The following is a 17,409-nucleotide window of genomic DNA, read 5'->3' as shown; positions in this document are numbered from 1 at the left end:
CCAAACCTTTAACCTTTTGGCTAAAGATGAATTACTCACCCTCTATATTAGGAAGAAAATAACAATATGACGACAACGAGTCGATTTATCTTTTTAAGAGCAGTGCATACATTGAAAGGTAGCAAAACGGGCGCTTTCCCGCTTTGCTCTTCCCCCTCTGGCATCGCTTGTATATAGTCAATACTGCGTGGCTGCTGCGATACGCGTTTTTTTGGCTATAACAAAGCACGTCCCTGTCTATAGCGGGGCACAACATTGAAGCGCCAGCCAGACATTCTCAGACACTAAGGAAGACAGGCAATGCAATATCACCGTATACCCCACAGTTCTTTAGAAGTGAGCGTACTGGGATTGGGCACCATGACCTATGGTGAACAAAACAGTGAAGCCGAAGCTCATCAGCAACTCGATTATGCCCTTGCGGCGGGTATCAATCTGATCGATACCGCAGAGATGTATCCGGTTCCGCCACGCCCGGAAACTCAGGGTCTGACAGAAAGCTATATCGGTAGCTGGATCAAGGCGCGCGGAAACCGTGAGAAAATCATTCTGGCGAGTAAAGTGGCGGGGCCTTCTCGCGGCAATGATGCCTCAATTCGCCCAGGTCAGGTACTGGATCGCAAGAATATCCGCGCAGCGTTGGATGCCAGCCTGAAGCGTCTGAATACTGATTATCTCGACCTTTATCAGCTGCACTGGCCGCAGCGCCCAACTAACTTCTTCGGCAAGCTGGGTTATACCTACAGTGCGGATAATTCTGCAGTCACGCTGCTGGAAACACTGGAAGCGTTGAACGAACAGGTGCGTGCCGGTAAAATTCGCTACATCGGCGTGTCGAACGAAACGCCATGGGGCGTGATGCGCTATTTGCAGTTGGCGGAGAAGCACGACCTGCCGCGCATTGTTTCAATTCAAAACCCGTACAGCCTGCTTAACCGCAGTTTTGAAATTGGCCTGGCTGAAATTAGCCAGCACGAAGGCGTTGAACTGCTCGCATACTCAAGCCTGGCATTCGGTACACTGAGCGGCAAATATCTCAACGGCGCTAAACCGGCAGGTGCGCGTAATACGCTGTTCAGTCGCTTTACTCGCTACTCTTCTGCCCAGTCAGAGGCCGCGGTGGTCGAATATGTTGGTCTGGCCAAAAAACTTAATCTGGATCCTTCGCAGATGGCGCTGGCGTTTGTTCGTCAACAGCCGTTTGTCGCCAGTACCCTACTTGGTGCAACGACGCTGGAACAGCTGAAGATTAATATCGATAGTCAGGATTTAACGCTGGATGAAGAGGTGATCAACGCGCTGGAAGCTATCCACAAACGTTTCACTATTCCTGCACCTTAATCATCGCCCGATGGCGACCCCCCCCTCCCGATTGATGGGCAGGGGACTTTTATGTGATCCCCTACCGATGCGATAGGGGATTTTTCTATCACTCTCGTCGAGCTTATGTACGCTGCTGTTTAATTTGCCATAACCACAGTCCGACAATTGCTAACGCAAATATCACCCCAAAGCCCACGCCAATCGCAATCACCGGTGCACCCAGCATCACCACCAGCGAGTACAACCCCAACATCAGCAACATTGCCGTGTTTTCGCCGAGGTTCTGCACCGCAATTGCATTTCCCGCACCTACCGTTTTTTTACCCAGATGCTGCAGCAACGCATTCAGCGGCACCACAAAGAAGCCCCCTAGGACCCCAATCAAAGCCAAAAGCACATACGCATTTATCATGCTGTGCTGAAGAGTAAATAACGTCACCACCACGCCAATACCGATGCCCGCAGGCAGACAGCGTTTAACCGTTTTAAGCGTTATCAGCCGTGCAGCGGCACCGGCACCTAGCACAATGCCGACTGCCACCATCGCGTTCAGCAGCGTAGGCGTAGTGTTATCCGTAATACCGAGTGCGACCGGTACCCACAGCACCAGCAGAAAACGCAGCGTCACGCCCGCGCCCCAAAACAAACTGGTGCCTACCAGCGAGAAACGCGTTTCACCATCGGCCCAAAGGGTGCGGCAGGCGCTGAAGAAGGTAGAAGACATTCGGCGCGGGTTCCAGGACTGCCCGGGGCGTGCCGCAGCCAGTTTGGGGATAAAAATATTCGCCCCCACCGCGGCCGCATAGGCTAAACCGCAAATCATCAGTGCCGCGGTGATATGCCAGTCTGCCAATGCGCCACCCGCTACGGATCCCAGTAAAATAGCCGCAATCGTCGAAGATTCCATCAGGCCATTCGCTTTAACCAGCTGATCGCCAGAGGTTATTTCACCAAGAATGCCATACTTGGCCGGTGAATAAGCAGCCGCGCCAACGCCGACCAGCCCGTAGCCGAGAAACGGGTTAAAACCGAAACAGATAACCAAAGCGCCCAGCAACTTCAGGCCATTGGAGAACATCATCACGCGCCCTTTGGCGAAGCTGTCGGCAAACTGACCGACGAAAGGGGCGAGAATAATATAGGCAGCGACAAAAGCCATTTGCAGCACTGGTTGGCTCCAGTCAGGATAAAGTTCCTGCTTAATGAGCGCCAGCGTGGCAAACAGCAGCGCATTGTCACCGAAGGCAGATAAAAACTGCGCAACAATGACGGCAGTCATGCTACGGGACATCAAGGGAAATTCGCTCCCCAGCGGTTTACTCATGCTTTACTCTCCGGTGTTTCTGCCATCTCTCGCAGGGTAACAAAATCGGGTTTGCCACTGCCTAAAAGCGGCAGAGCTTTAACGACACGAATATCGCGCGGAACGGCAAGCTCGGGGATGCCAAGCTCGCGGGCGCTTTTTGAAAGTTGCTCACGCGCCAACTGCGGGTCAGTGGTGAATAGCACCAGTGCTTCCCCTTTGGCGCTGTCGCTGCGCGAGGTGGCGGCATGTTGCTCGTCCGGTGAAGCATTGAGTGCAAGTAACTCAACGCTTTCAAGCGACACCATTTCACCGGCCAGCTTCGCAAAGCGTTTTACCCTGCCGCGAATGGCGCAGTAGCCTTGCTCATCAAGCGTAACGATATCACCCGTGTCATACCACCCTGCTTCCATCTCGCCCTGGGCATTTTCTGCAGCAGGTGTTTCAAGTACGCCGGGATTTTCGACCCGTAAATAGCCTTTCATAATGTTGGGGCCGCGCAGCTGGAGACGCCCCCCCTTTTCGATACCCGGTACCGTCATCAGGCGCGACTGCATACCCGGCAAAATTTTACCCACGGTGTTCACTTTGGCGGCCATCGGCACATTAATTGCCACTACGGGCGCGCATTCGGTCACGCCGTAGCCTTCAAGAATGCGCAGACCGAACTTATCCTGCCAGATTTGCTTAGTACTCTCAGCCAGCTTCTCTGCGCCGGCCACCACATAGCGCACACGTGCAAAATCATACGGATGAGCAAAACGGGCATAGTTGCCGAGGAAAGTGGAGGTGCCAAACAGCACAGTGCAGTTCTGGTCGTACATCAGTTCAGGCACAATGCGATAATGCAGCGGGCTGGGATATAAAAAAACGCGCGCACCGGTGATTATGGGTGTAAACAACCCCACCGTCAGCCCAAAAGCGTGGAACAGCGGTAACGCCGACATAAATCGGTCTCGCGGGGTAAAGTCGGCCACAGTACGAATTTGCTCAACGTTGGCGAGCAGGCTGGCGTGTGAGTGCACCACACCTTTGGGGTTCCCTTCCGAACCCGAGGTAAACAGCACGAGCGCTGCATCATCCGGCTGCTGATGCAGCATCGCACGACGCGGGAAAATAAGGTGAAAGAGGATCCACAGCTTGTCTTCACGCGTCACCGTGTCTTTCAAGTCCTCAAGATAAACCCATTTAACCTCGGTAACCTGCTCCGGCAAGTTGGTCAGCTTTCCCTTTTCCAGAAACTGGCGCGAGGTGACGATGGTTTGAATCTGCGCCGCTTTCACCGCGCTTTTTATTCCTTTGGCACCGGAGGTGTAGTTCAGCAGCGCCGGAATACGATTGCGCATTGAAGCGCCAAAAATAGCTGCGGCGGTAATGGTGGCATTGGGCAACAACATGCCAACGTGCTCTCCCTCAAGGGTAAAGCGTTGCAGAATGCGGCTCACGCCAAGTGATTTTTTAAGCAGTCCCTGATAGCTATCTTCTTTAAACGAGATATCGGCGATGCAGGGTTTACGGCGACCATAGCGTGTTTGCGCGGATAACAGCGCCTGATACAGCGTTTCTGGAGGTCGGGTTGCCATTCTGGCTTCCATCATGATGCTGTGCAGTTGCTGTCCGGCCAGTACGCGGCGGTCACGCGCGCGGGGAGCTTCGGGCATTGTCACGGTTTGCGGCGGAAGAACGTTAATCGATATTTTAGGGAACCAGCGCAGTTTGAAGCTGCCGTACAGGCGGCTGAAAAGGGTGTACTCCGCTCCATCAATGCGGATAGGAATAACCGTTGCCTGAGATTTCGCTGCCACAAAGGCCGCGCCATCATAAATTTTCATGAGCGAACCGGTCACGGTAATACGCCCTTCTGGAAACACAACCACCGGCCGCCCTTTCTCTATTTCACGTACCAGACGCTTTATTGCCATCGGTTTAGTGGGGTCAAGCGCCACAAAGTCGATGTAAGTGCTGAGCCAGCGCATGTACCAGCTCTCGGTAATATTGGAGTAAACGGCAAACACCGGTTTTATCGGCAGGAAAAGTACCAGCAGCATCGCGTCAATAAACGAAACGTGGTTGGGAGTCAGCAGCATTTTCGGATAGCTAAAAGCGGCATCAGCAGGGGTTACGCTAACGCGGAATATCACCTTAAACAGTGCGCGGAAAAATGAGTGTAATAACCGATAGAGCATTCCGTTCTCCTCAAAATTTATACCTATCCGAATGAGAACAGGCAGTTAACGAGGTTAGCATAGCGGAGCTTTCTTTGACGACAGCTATGGGATTTTAAGGAAAAAATCAGAACAAAATAAGGATGAAATAAGGACAAAAAAAAACCTACGCATCTGCGTAGGTTGGTGCAATTTTAATCGGTTTCAACATGCAGAACATGTTGGATGATTCACCAATCAATACCTCTGGGACCACCAACATTAGAGAAGCGCGGGATAATGCACTACCTTTCAATCGCAAGAGTTCTGCGCAAACTGCAACCAACTGTAAAATTGCCACAGGGAATGTAAAGTGGAGGTTTGGTTAATGTAACTTAGAGGTTAAATTTGGACAAAAGGCAAAAAAAAACCTACGCATCTGCGTAGGTTGGTGCAATTTCAATCGGTATCAACACACACTGTATGTTGATGATTCACCAATCAATACCTCTGGGACTGTTAATGTAGCCGCTTAGGCCCTCTGACAACCAGCGGGCAATCGCAACATTACGCCGCAAAGTGTAACCAGCGGTGAGATTCAAACAGCCGATACTTCAACCAGGCAGCTCATCGCATTTGGCCCCTGAGTCAACCTTGAGGTACCGATATCCAGCGTTAATACGTTTGGGTTACCAGCCTGCTCAGTTTCACTCCATTTTTTACCGAAACCCGGATTAAACCAGGCCCCGGTCGCCATCAATACTACGCTACGGGTAATGCCGTCATTTAAGGAAACGCCGGCCAGACAGCTGCCCCGTTCGTTGCTGACTTTTATAAGGTCGCCTTCTTTCAGATTTCGCATCGCCGCGTCTTCTGGGTGCATGTAAAGCGTCTCTTTACCGGCTGTTTTGTTACTTTGTGCCAGCGACGTCTGATCCAGCTGACTGTGCAGGCGATCCTTCGGCTGGATAGAAATCAGGTGCAGCGGCCACTTTTTGGCGGTTTCAGACCCCAGCCATTCAATCGGCGGCTGCCACTGCGGATGCGGTGCAAAGTCCTCATAGTGATAATCGGCAATTTTTTGGCTGAATAGCTCAATCTTGCCGCTTTGCGTTCCCAGCGGGTTAGCACGCGGACTTTTACGAAACGATTCAAAAAATACGTAATCTTTTTCAGGCTTCGGCAACTCGACAAAACCGCGCTCCCAAAAGGTTTCAAAATCAGGCCATTCAATCTCGGTGCCGTGCTGCGCTTCGCCACACTGTTTGTAAATTTGACGCAGCCAGGCATCCTCATCCCTGCCCTGCGTATAGGCTTCACGATAACCGAGACGCTCGGCCAGATCGGCAAAAATGTCATAGTCGTTGCGCGCCTGATGCTGCGGGGCCACAGCCTGATGCATCGCCAGCACGTAGCGATCGCGGGATGAACCGCCGATGTCATTACGTTCCAGCGACGTCGTTGCCGGCAGCACGATGTCGGCCATGCTGGCCGCCGAGGTCCAGACGTTATCCTGCACAATCACGGTGTCAGGTTTTTGCCAGCCTTTAACCAGCCGATTGAGCTGCTGATGATGGTGAAACGGATTACCGCCCGCCCAGTGCACCAAGTGAATATCAGGATACGTTAGCGTCTCGCCCTGAAATTCATAAGGCTGTCCAGGGTTGAGCAACATGTCGCTGATGCGCGCAACCGGGATCGACAGCCCGGAAGGATTGGGACCCGTGCTAACCGCCGGTCCCGGCGTATCAAAGCGCGGATTGCCTACGCTGTTCATTGAGCCATGACCAAACGAGAAGCCGCCACCCGGCAGTCCCACCTGCCCCAGCATCGCCGAAAGTGCAATCATCATCCAGTAAGGTTGCTCGCCGCGGTGGGCGCGCTGAACCGAATAAGAGCAGGTTATAAAGCTGCGTACACCTATCAACTGATCGGCGAGCCGCGCGATGCGTTCGGCGGGTATCCCAGTGATTGCACTGGCCCAGTCAGGCGTTTTCGCCACGCCGTCTTTAGCACCGGTAAGATAGTCTGCCAACTGCGGGTAACCGACGCAATGTGTAGCCAGAAACGCGCTGTCCTGCGCCTCTTTTCGCTGAATCTCAAAGGCTATCGCCATCATCAGCGCGGCGTCTGTATTGGGACGAATGGGTATCCACTCAGCGTTAACAAACTCCGGGCAGTCGTCGCGCATCGGACTGATATTAATGATTGGCGTGCGCTTTTTAGCCAACTGCTCGAGCGCCGGTTTTAGGGTATGTTCCACTGCCCCACCCGAGGCAACCTGCGCATTTTTCAGCGCCAGTCCGCCGAAGGCCAGCAAAATATCACAGTGTTCGACCACGCTCGGCCAGGTGGTTACGCGGCCGGTCAACGGAGTGTAGGTGCCTATCACATAAGGCAGAAAAAACTGTGCCGAACCCCAGCTATAATTCCCCTGCTGGTCAACGCCACCGCCACCGGCAAAGTAGAAACGGCGTACCAGCGAGCGCGCATGGTGTAAACGCCCAGCAGAAGACCAGCCGTAAGAGCCGTTAAAAATGCCGGATGCGCCATAGCGGTCGCGGACGCGGCGGTTTTCGTCGGCCACCAAATCAAGCGCCACGTCCCAGTCTACTTCAACAAAATCTTCGCGCCCGCGCAGCGTTCTGTCGCTGTTTTCTCTATTTTTCAGCCACGAACGGCGCACGGCAGGTTTGCGTATGCGCTTGTCTGAATAGACAAGTTCAGGAATAGAGGCAAGCATTGGTGAGGGATCGGCATCCGCAGAGTAAGGTTCGCAACGGATCAAACGACCGTTTTCCACAACGGCCGTATAGGCTCCCCAGTGAGCCAGCTGCGGGTAGCGTTTTATAGACATGATTCTCTCTGTGCAGGTGTTATATAAAATTGAAAGTGTCGCGCCATCGCCCGTCGTAGTTGGGGAGAGCCATTTTTTCTAAAAAAGCGTTATAGCTGACAAAATAGCAATCCTGCCGGTGAGACTCAAAGCACAAATGCAGATAAAGGCGCCGAATTGAGCCATTTAGGGCCGTTGCGCAGATTCCGCGGACTGAAAGGCTTAATTTATGAAGATTAGGCGAGTATTATTCGCCGTTTCAATACGCTTGCTTGTGAAGTTGCGATCTACACCCCTTGCGGACACCTGCATTTTCCGCAAAACTGCACCATGTAAACGTTTACCCTCAATACGTTGGATACTGATAATGGCTACGATTAAGGATGTCGCAAGACTGGCGGGTGTTTCTGTGGCTACAGTTTCACGCGTGATTAACCACTCCCCAAAAGCCAGTGAAAGCTCGCGCGATGCGGTAATGAGCGCAATGCAACATTTGCAATATCATCCTAATGCCAACGCCCGCGCCCTTGCACAGCAGGTTACCGAAACATTGGGCCTGATTGTCGCCGACGTCTCGGATCCCTTTTTCGGCGCGATGGTTAAAGCTGTGGAACAGGTCGCCTACGCCACCGGCAATTTTTTACTGATTGGTAACGGTTATCACAACGTAGACAAAGAGCGTCAGGCAATTGAGCAGTTAATCCGCCACCGCTGTGCGGCCCTGGTGGTTCACGCCAAGATGCTGCCGGAAGATGAACTGAGCAGCCTGATGAAACAGATCCCCGGCATGGTGTTGATTAACCGAACTTTACCGGAGTTCGAACACCGCTGCGTAGCGTTGGATGACCGCTACGGATCTTGGCTCGCCACGCGACATTTGATTCAGGCCGGACATCAGCGCATTGCGATTCTGTGTTCAAATCACAATATTTCCGATGCCCGCGACCGGCTGCAGGGGTATCTCGATGCCTTGGCAGAGCACGGAATTGCGGTGGATGAACGGCTTATTGTTTCCGCCGAACCGGATGAGGTCGGTGGCGAACAGGCGATAACCGAGCTTCTCGGCCACGGTAAAAACTTCACCGCCGTAACCTGCTATAACGACCCGATGGCCGCAGGCGCGCTTTCCGTTCTGAGTGATAACGGCATTGACGTGCCGGGCGAGATTTCACTGATTGGTTTCGATGACGTATTAATTTCGCGCTACCTGCGCCCGAGATTAACCACTATTCGTTATCCCGTCGTGGCGATGGCCAATCAGGCCGCCCAGCTTGCCCTTGCCTTGGCCAGCGGCCAGCCGCTACCCGAAACAACGCATATGTTTAGCCCAACCCTAGTCCGCCGTCACTCAGTCAGTGTGCCGAATCAGTGAAAAAAATTTAAACGTTTATGAGGCAATAAATTTATAAACCTACGTCATCGGGGTAGCGGTGACATTTATAGATGCGTACTGATTTGTTGGGATAATCCAGCGCGTTCCCCATGTAATGCCAACCGTAGCGCTCGTAATAGCCTGAAAACGTTGCCCAAAGATAGAGATGTTCATATCCGGCTGCTTGGCTGTATTCTTTTATGAAGCGCTGCATTTGCTGGCCCACTCCCTGCGAGCGCCACTCCGGGTGAACATACAGCGCCGCCAACCACGGGGTTAAGTCCTGACGGCTAATTAAATCACAGCGCCAAAGGCCGACGGTACCCACAATTTTTGTGCCCTGCAACGCAATAAACGTTAGCGGTAAATCGGCTGTATTCAGGCTGCTATCAATGACGCTGGAGAAAAACTCCCGCGTATTTTCGGCATCAAACTCCTGCCACAACCAGTCGATAACCCTGTCGCGATACTGCGGATGATCACGTAAATTTTCAATGCGTATCATGGCTATACCAGCTTACCCTGAAAAATGGGCACCGATTCGAACAGATAGCCGTCAAACTCCGGCGCATCGACGTCAGACAATTCCATCAGAGTATTTTTGACGTTTTCCATATGCTGCCACATCGCCTGGTATGAGCCCATCACGTCGCGACGGCGCAGTGCGGCAAGAATATTTTGATGGTCGGCTAACCACTTAAGGCGATAGCCGCGGGTAGCAATATGACTGTGCAACTGTTTCCAGAGTGGGCTGGAATCACGGTGCGCCCAAATATTTTTAACTGAATCGAGAAGCATCTGATTTTGCGTTGCACCCGCAATCAGCAGGTGAAACAGTTTGTCGTTGTCGCCGCTTTCGTCGTTGGCAACGATGGCGCTTTGCTCCTGCTCCAAGGTGCGGCGCAAATTTTCAATGTCTGATTTAGTGGCCATTTTGGCGGCAAAGGCGGCGATATTACTTTCGAGGAGCTGACGCGCCTGCAGAATTTCAAACGGCCCTATTTGCCCTTGATACAGCGAATCATCCTGCCCTTCTTCCTCAAGAGGAATGCGCACCACGTAAACACCCGAACCTTGTCGGATATCGACAATGCCTTCGAGTTCGAGCATCAGCAGCGCTTCACGTACGATGGTGCGGCTCACGCCATAGGTTTCGGCCATATTCCGCTCAGGGGGCATGCGCGAGCCAATCGCAAAATGTCCCTGTTTGATTTTTTCACGCAGATCGTGACCAATTTCCTGATATTGCTTTCTTTCCTGCGAAACCACGGCCTTATCCACTTTCTCACCTTACGCGCGGCAAAAACCGCAAAATATGCCCCGTGACAGGCCGCCTCACGGGGAGAAGCGGCCCTCTTTGTGGCCTAGTCTACCAAACCCAGCGCCTGATCGAGTACCTTTGCACCATTTAAGGTGCCATAGGCCACAGTATCAATCACCGCGATAGGGATCTGATAGCGGTCGGTAAGCTTTTTATTTTCAGTCAGTTTAAAGCGAACCTGCGGGCCAAGCAGCACGACGACCACATCCTGGCCAAAAGCTTCCAGCTCATCGCGCAGGTTTTGTTCAGGAATGGCGTAAATCTTGTATTCAAGCCCGCGCGCGGCCGCCTCTTTTTCCATTTTGGTCACCACCAGTGAGGTGGACATACCCGCCGAGCAGGCTAAAACAATACGTTTCATAATATTCTCCGGGTTATTTTTCTTCATCGTCCAAGGTTAATGACAGTGTCCGCTCATCCACCAACTGCTTAAACCAGTGGGAGGATTTCTTGCGACGGCGCTGGCGCTGATTTTCCAAGTCTATTTCGATCAGTCCGTAGCGGTTTTTAAAGGCATTCATGGGAGAAACGTTATCGGTAAAAGCCCACAACATATAACCGAGACAGTTGGCCCCCTCCTCGCGCGCCTTCAGCGCCCAATAAATATGTTCGGCGACGAATTCAATGCGGTAATCGTCCTGAATCTCTCCGCTTTGCGCGTCACGGAAACGGCCTTCATCCTCGATGCCCATGCCATTTTCCGAGATAAACCACGGCTTGTTGCCGTATTCGGATTTCATGCGCATCGCCATGTCATAAACGATTTTTGGATAAATTTCCCAGCCGCGGGACTTGTTCATTCGACGGCCCGGCAGTTCAAAGTGCTCGTAATAATAAGCAGGATGGAAAGGCGTTTCTTTATTCCACTCTCGGCTGGGTGCTTTCACCCGATGCGGGTAATAAAGATTAATCCCCACTTCATCGACGGTATTCTCGCGAATAATATCCAGCTCTTGCTGTGAATAAATAAAATCAACCTGGTGGCTGGCGAGGAGATTAAGCAACTCCTGCGGGTATTCGCCTTTAATAAGTGGATCGAGAAACACGCGATTGTAGAAAAGATCATAAAGATGCGCGGCCCGTTGGTCATGCGCCGCAGACGAACGCGCATAGGTCACTTCAGGATTCAGTATGACGCCAATACTGCCCTTGTCGGCATAGCCTTGGGCGCGGAACAACGCCACAACTTTTGCCGTCGCCAGCACCTTATGGTGATTCCACTGCATCCATTTAGTGGTGTTTTGCTCGTACGGCCAGCGAATGGCGTCGAGATAAACGCGCGTTTGCACGACAATCGGTTCGTTAAAGGTAAACCAGCGTGTCACTTTGCCAGCGAAGCGCTCAAAGACTTTTTCCGCATAGAGAACAAACAGTTCCACAACCTTTTTAGAACTCCAACCGTCATATTTTTCAATCAGATAGGCAGGTAATTCATAGTGTTCGAGGCACAGCATCGGCTCGATGCCCGCGCGGTGCATCTCGTCCAGCAGGTTGTCGATATAGCTGGCGTACTCTTCATCCACAATGCCATTTTCATAATCGGTAAGAAAACGTGCCCAGTTGATTGAGGTGCGGAAATGCGTCAATCCACTGGCCTTCATCAAGGCCACGTCTTCTTGGTAGCGATTAATAAAATCTGTCGCCTTGGCGGGACCGTAGCCGTTGTGCCACACGTGACGATCGTTTTTGTACCACAGGTCAAGATAAGAGTCCTGACCGGCCTTTTTGCCACTCCAGCCCTCGGTTTGCCAGGCCGAAGAGGCGGCCCCAAGGATAAAATCTTCAGGAACAGTGATTGAAATCTTACTCATGACTTATCTCCATTTTAAAGTCAGGCCGGACGCTGTACGGCGGCGGAGTGATTCTGCAGGGCCTCTTTCTGGGCCTGCTCGGCTCGGCGCGAAGCCACTTTAACGAACGGCAGATAAATACCGGTCGCCACCACGATGCACACCAGCTGCGTGACCACCGCGCCCATTGAACCGGCAGTTGAAAGCCAGGCATTAATCACCGGCGGTGTGGTCCAGGGCACCATAACAACGGCCCGTCCGGCAAAGCCTAGGCTGGTAGCAAAATAACCAATAGTGCCGGTAATTAGCGGGGTGATAATGAACGGAATGGCGAGGATTGGATTGAGCATGATCGGCATACCGAAAATCACCGGCTCATTGATATTGAAGAAGCTTGGCCCGAGCGAAAGTTTGGCAATCTCTTTCATCTCTTTTCGACGGGTGGCCATCAGCACCGCCAGCAGCAGGCCAATGGTGCAGCCCGAACCGCCAATGCTCATGTACACATCCCAAAAAGGCATGGTGATAATGTTCGGAATTTCTTTACCCTGCTCGAAAGCGGTCATGTTCACCATGATGGCGCCCAGCAGCAGCGGTTCACGAATAGGTTTAATCATCTGGTTGCCATGAATGCCGATCACCCAAAACAGCTGAGCGACAAACATCAGCAGCAAGATCCCCGGCAGACTTTGCATCACAGATTCCAGAGGACGCTGAATAACCTGATACACGGCGTCATAGAGATAAATACCGGTTATCTGATGGAAAACAAAACCAAAGGTGGCGATCAATACCACGGTAATAATTGCCGGGATCAGCGCAGAAAACGAGGCAGACACGTTGGGCGGAACGCTTTCCGGCATTTTTATCCGCAGCCTGTCGAAAGATTCAAGCTTGGAATATATTTCTACCGCAAGAATGGCAATAAACATTCCCAAGAACAGACTTTTAGTATCAGAGAATTGCTTCGCCAACACGTCTTTCACTTCCTGCATATGCCCGTTAACCATCATATCCAGCGTGGTCGGCGTGACCGCAATAAAGCAGATTACCGCCAACAGTCCGGGAAATAACGAGCGTGAACCGTTTATCTTTCCCAGTTCGATACCAATCAAAAATACCGCGCCAATGGTCAGAAAACTCAGCGTGGCATAATTAATACTGGTCATGATCGGTTTAAGGGTGGCGAGGAACGAAAATATCTCGAAATGCGCCAGGCCGTTTTTCGGATCCATCACCATGTTAGAAATAAGCACGGAGAATGCACCGACAATAATCACCGGCATCAGGGTGATAAATGCGGCCTTAATCGCCATAATATAGCGCAGGCTGTTAAAGGTATTGGCAAAGCCCCCCAGAGAATCAATAAAACGGTCTTTATAAGACATGACAGCACCTCTGCGTATTGCATGGTTGTGTTGTTGTTAGGTGTCGAACGTATGTTGTGTTGAAAACCAGCACTCATTGGTATGCCAAAAATAGCTTAATTAGACTTTATTTCTGTGATCGCATTCTCAGAAGCCAATATTGGAATTCCAATATGATGAATTACGCTAATTTTGGCATACCAATATGGAATTATGTATGAGTTTTGACCTAGAACAAACTGTAATGGAACTGTTGATCAATGCTGGGGAAGCGCGATCGTGCGCTATGATGGCGATTCAAAGCGCCCGCAAGCAGGAATGGCATGAGGCAGACCAGCAATTAGAGGCATCGCAAACGGCGGCACGCGAGGCGCATAAAGTTCAGACGCAGCTGATTGGGCTTGATGAGGGAAGCGGAAAAATCCCGATGACGCTGATTATGGTGCACGCGCAGGATCATCTAATGACCGCCATGCTGTGCCGTGACCTGGCCGAGGAGATTGTGTTGCTCAGGCGCGAAATGTTCGATAAAAATCAGTAAATTATTGGAAAATAAGGCAATAAAAAGCCGCGACGTTCAGTACGTCACGGCGTTTTCCCTGCGTCAGTTTAGTTAGATAAGTTCTAACGCCAGCAGCTCTTCAATCGTTTGACGGCGGCGGATCAGGCGCGGAACACCGTTTTCGAACAGCACTTCTGGGATCAGTGGACGGCTGTTGTAGTTTGACGACATGGAAGCACCGTAGGCGCCCGTGTCGTGGAACACCAGATAATCATCAATTTCAGCCTCGGGAAGGTGGCGAGTTTCAACGCCACCGCCAGCTTGTTGAGTAAATACGTCGCCGGATTCGCATAGAGGGCCGGCAATCACTGACTCACGCAGCGGCTGCTGGCTGAGGTCGCGGCCGTCAGCAGGCAGCACCGAAATATGGTGGTAACTGCCGTACATTGAAGGACGCATCAGCTCGTTGAAGCCCGCATCAACAAGCACGTAGTGACGGCGGCCCATGGACTTGGCCGCGCGAATTTGCGCCACCAACACCCCTGCTTCTGCTACCAGAAAACGGCCTGGCTCAATTTCAAGACTCACAGGATGCCCCAAATGCGCAGCGATTTGTTCACGAGCGCGGTTCCACAAACCGTAGTAGTGGTTGGTATCAATCGACTCCTCGCCGAACTGATAGGGGATCGATAAACCGCCGCCAGCAGAAATCGCTTCAATATCATGACCAAGCTCAATCACCTGCTTGACCATGGTGTCGCACACTTGCTCAAGGTGTTGATAATCAACGCCAGAACCAATGTGCATATGAATCCCCACTAGTTTGAGCTGATAGGCGTTAATTTTTTCCAACGCTTTCGGCAGGTCGCCAAACCAGATGCCGTGCTTGCTATTTTCACCGCCGGTATTGGTTTTCTGGCTGTGTCCGTGGCCAAAACCAGGGTTCACACGCAGCCATACCGGATGCCCCGGCTTGCGCTGACCAATCTGCTCCAGCATGTCGATTGAACCCGCATTGACCGGAATCGACAGCTCGGTTACGCGGTCCAACGTCGGTTGATCCAGAAGATCCGCGGTAAACACGATCTCACTGTGTTCGCCGGGCTGGTAACCCGGTTTAAAACCGGCCACCAATGCTCGCTCTATTTCGCCTAGAGATACGGAGTCAACTTTCACTCCCTGCTGGTGCATCAGGCGTAAAATATGGGTGTTGGAACTGGCTTTTTGGGCGAAGCGGACCACGTCGAACTGACGGAGTTGGGCGATTCGTTGCGCAATAACCTGCGCGTCGTAGGCCCAGATCGGACAGCCAAACTCCTTGACGGCTTTTAGAAGGTTATCACCGTTGAGTGCATTATCAGTATTATTCAGTGCAAATGGCATCACATTCTCCGATGATCAACTCGCTGTGACAGCGATTGATAAATATTAAGGATTAAACAGTTATAGCTGCATTATGACCGTCGCTGCCTCGGGGATAAAATATCTATTTAGTGGCAATCTATTCATTTATGATATGGCATTGCGCCTTCTTAAGGATTCACCCAGTGCCCGCTCTTTCCTTACGCCACATCGAGATTTTTCATGCCGTGATGACCACCGGCAACCTTACCGAAGCAGCATTGCTGCTGCAAACGTCGCAACCTACGGTAAGCCGTGAACTGGCCCGCTGCGAAAAACTGCTTAATTTGCAGCTTTTTGAGCGCTTGCGTGGGCGTCTTTTCCCTACGGCCCAGGGGCTTAGGCTGTTTGAAGAGGTTCAGCGCTCATACTACGGTTTGGATAGAATTATCAATGCCGCCGCCGGGATCCGCCAGTTTGAACAGGCACAGCTGTCGGTAGCCTGCCTGCCGGTATTCTGTCAGTCGCTGCTGCCCGCGGTGTGCCAACCTTTTCTTGAGCAGTATCCCGAAGCGAGTTTTAACATTGTGCCGCAGGAGTCGCCGCTGCTGGAAGAGTGGCTTTCGGCGCAGCGTCACGACTTGGGCATCACCGAGAACCCGCATACCCCCGCCGGTACCGAAAGGCAAACGCTGCTGACGCTGAATGAAGTTTGCGTACTGCCGGTCGATCATCCTCTGGCGGCAAAGTCGATTATTACGCCACAGGACTTTAGTGCGCTGAATTTTATCAGCCTGTCGGCGACCGACAATTACCGCCAACTGCTGGACATATTATTTTCAGAACGCGGTATCTCAAGACGGATGGTGATGGAAACGCACAGCGCCGCGTCAGTGTGCAGCATGGTGGCGCAGGGAATTGGCGTTTCGATTGTGAATCCGCTGACCGCACTGGAGTATGCGCGTCCGCCGGGTCAGGGAAGCGGCAGAATTGTGGCGCGGCCGTTTAGTGAAAACGTGCCTTTTACCGTGAGTCTGGTTCGCCCACTGCATCGTCCGGCGTCGGCGCTGGTTGATACCTTTATTGCCCACTGTCATCAGCAGGCCGCGCGCTTTCCCGCTCGCCTCGCCTCGGCACTTAAGGTTTAGCCCGGCGTGCGACACTCGCGCCGTCGTTTATCCAGCGCGGATTAGCGGCAAACCATTCAACCAGGAAGTCGAGTAACGCCCGCAGTGCCACTGGCATTTGCCGTCTAGACGAATAAATGGCAAAAATCCCCAATGACTGCGGCTCCCATTCCGGCAGCAGTCGCACCAGTTGGCCGCTGGCAATCAGCGAGGCCACGGAATAGACCGGCTGCATCACAATTCCCACGCCTTCTACCGCGCCGCTGAGTAAAACCAGTGATTCATTAGCACTCAAATTGCCGCTGACCGGCACACTGATCTTCTTGCCATCACGCTCGAAGTTCCACAGGCTTTTGCCAAAATAGGTGTACGTCAGGCAGTTATGCAGCGCCAAATCGTCGGGCTTTCGCGGCGTACCGTGGCGCGCCAGATAGGCAGGAGAAGCGCAAATGACGGAATCACAGTGCGCCAGCGGACGCGCAATCAGGTTAGGATCGAGATCGTTGGTAATACGCAGCGCCAGATCGATGCGTTCCTCCACCAGATTTACCGACCGGCTTTCTAGCTGCATATCAATGATGAGCTGCGGGTGACGTGCTAAAAATTCCGCTACTGCAATCACTACAGCTCCCTGACCAAACGACTGTGAACAGCTCAGGCGTAGCAGTCCGCGCAGGGCCTGATCGCCCTCTTGTGCCACACTTTCCATGTCGACCGCCAACTGCAGCAGTTGGCGGCAACGCAACAGGGTATTTTCACCGGCGTCGGTCAGGCTGAGCTTGCGCGTTGTACGATGCAACAAACGCGCGCCTGACCATTTCTCCATTTCTGATAGATAGCGGGTCACCATCGCCCGTGACATATTCAGCGACTCAGCGGCGTTGATCATCGATCCTCGCTCAACGATCGCCACAAAGACCTGCGCAGCAATAATTCTATCCATCGATGATTCGTCCGATTTATGCAACAAACAGTTGCACATT

The 17,409-nt window shown here is 52.3% G+C and carries 14 protein-coding genes; 4 read left to right on the top strand and 10 right to left on the bottom strand.

Features of this window, described 5'->3' with window-relative positions; translation table 11 throughout:
- Window positions 1-300: 300 nt before the first annotated feature.
- Complete coding sequence (locus GA565_RS05430; RefSeq protein ID WP_152197657.1) at window positions 301-1,341, top strand: NADP(H)-dependent aldo-keto reductase; 1,041 nt, start codon at window positions 301-303, stop codon at window positions 1,339-1,341.
- Window positions 1,342-1,444: 103 nt separating this feature from the next.
- On the opposite strand, the gene lplT is transcribed toward GA565_RS05430, so the two are convergent.
- From lplT to GA565_RS05415, 3 genes are all read right to left on the bottom strand, one after another.
- Window positions 1,445-2,647, bottom strand: a complete 1,203-nt coding sequence (lplT, locus tag GA565_RS05425; protein WP_152197656.1) for a lysophospholipid transporter LplT — start codon at window positions 2,645-2,647, stop codon at window positions 1,445-1,447.
- A complete protein-coding gene (gene aas, locus GA565_RS05420) occupies window positions 2,644-4,812 on the bottom strand; it encodes a bifunctional acyl-ACP--phospholipid O-acyltransferase/long-chain-fatty-acid--ACP ligase (protein ID WP_152197655.1) in 2,169 nt (722 codons plus the stop codon). The genes lplT and aas overlap by 4 nt, the downstream gene beginning before the upstream one ends.
- 556 nt (window positions 4,813-5,368) lie before the next feature.
- Window positions 5,369-7,627, bottom strand: a complete 2,259-nt coding sequence (locus tag GA565_RS05415; RefSeq protein ID WP_152197654.1) for a molybdopterin guanine dinucleotide-containing S/N-oxide reductase — start codon at window positions 7,625-7,627, stop codon at window positions 5,369-5,371.
- A gap of 346 nt (window positions 7,628-7,973) precedes the next feature.
- Between GA565_RS05415 and galR the strand changes: the two genes are divergently transcribed.
- Window positions 7,974-8,978: an HTH-type transcriptional regulator GalR gene (gene galR / locus GA565_RS05410; RefSeq protein ID WP_152197653.1), complete on the top strand. Its 1,005-nt coding sequence runs from the start codon at window positions 7,974-7,976 to the stop codon at window positions 8,976-8,978.
- 31 nt (window positions 8,979-9,009) lie between these two features.
- Here the strand turns inward: galR and GA565_RS05405 are convergent, their stop codons facing one another.
- The 5 genes from GA565_RS05405 to GA565_RS05385 form a co-directional block, all read right to left on the bottom strand.
- Window positions 9,010-9,483, bottom strand: a complete 474-nt coding sequence (locus GA565_RS05405) for a GNAT family N-acetyltransferase (protein WP_152197652.1) — start codon at window positions 9,481-9,483, stop codon at window positions 9,010-9,012.
- Window positions 9,484-9,485: 2 nt separating this feature from the next.
- Entirely contained in the window at window positions 9,486-10,259 is a 774-nt protein-coding gene (locus GA565_RS05400; RefSeq protein ID WP_055772932.1) for an FCD domain-containing protein, read from the bottom strand.
- 83 nt (window positions 10,260-10,342) lie between these two features.
- The gene (locus GA565_RS05395; RefSeq protein WP_152197651.1) at window positions 10,343-10,660 is read right to left on the bottom strand and encodes a PTS sugar transporter subunit IIB; all 318 of its coding nucleotides are present in this window, start codon (window positions 10,658-10,660) and stop codon (window positions 10,343-10,345) included.
- A gap of 13 nt (window positions 10,661-10,673) precedes the next feature.
- Window positions 10,674-12,110 (bottom strand): glycoside hydrolase family 1 protein, encoded by a 1,437-nt coding sequence (locus GA565_RS05390; protein ID WP_152197650.1) that lies wholly within the window; start codon window positions 12,108-12,110, stop codon window positions 10,674-10,676.
- Window positions 12,111-12,130: 20 nt separating this feature from the next.
- Window positions 12,131-13,477, bottom strand: coding sequence for a PTS sugar transporter subunit IIC (locus tag GA565_RS05385; RefSeq protein WP_152197649.1), 1,347 nt, complete (start codon window positions 13,475-13,477; stop codon window positions 12,131-12,133).
- A gap of 196 nt (window positions 13,478-13,673) precedes the next feature.
- Here GA565_RS05385 and GA565_RS05380 point away from each other — a divergent pair, with 196 nt between their 5' ends.
- A complete protein-coding gene (locus GA565_RS05380) occupies window positions 13,674-13,997 on the top strand; it encodes a PTS lactose/cellobiose transporter subunit IIA (RefSeq protein WP_152197648.1) in 324 nt (107 codons plus the stop codon).
- A gap of 72 nt (window positions 13,998-14,069) precedes the next feature.
- Here GA565_RS05380 and lysA read toward each other — a convergent pair whose 3' ends face one another.
- A complete protein-coding gene (gene lysA, locus GA565_RS05375) occupies window positions 14,070-15,341 on the bottom strand; it encodes a diaminopimelate decarboxylase (protein WP_152197647.1) in 1,272 nt (423 codons plus the stop codon).
- A 164-nt stretch (window positions 15,342-15,505) separates the two neighbouring features.
- Between lysA and GA565_RS05370 the strand changes: the two genes are divergently transcribed.
- The gene (locus tag GA565_RS05370; RefSeq protein WP_152197646.1) at window positions 15,506-16,447 is read left to right on the top strand and encodes a LysR family transcriptional regulator; all 942 of its coding nucleotides are present in this window, start codon (window positions 15,506-15,508) and stop codon (window positions 16,445-16,447) included.
- On the opposite strand, the gene GA565_RS05365 is transcribed toward GA565_RS05370, so the two are convergent.
- The gene (locus tag GA565_RS05365; RefSeq protein ID WP_152197645.1) at window positions 16,437-17,369 is read right to left on the bottom strand and encodes a LysR family transcriptional regulator; all 933 of its coding nucleotides are present in this window, start codon (window positions 17,367-17,369) and stop codon (window positions 16,437-16,439) included. The two genes, GA565_RS05370 and GA565_RS05365, sit on opposite strands and share 11 nt — an antisense overlap.
- Window positions 17,370-17,409: the final 40 nt, after the last annotated feature.

It is taken from the genome of Rouxiella sp. S1S-2 (genome assembly GCF_009208105.1).
GTDB lineage: Bacteria > Pseudomonadota > Gammaproteobacteria > Enterobacterales > Enterobacteriaceae > Rouxiella.
The sequence above is the reverse complement of the archived record's forward strand: the minus strand, read 5'-3'. Positions and strand labels throughout refer to the sequence as shown.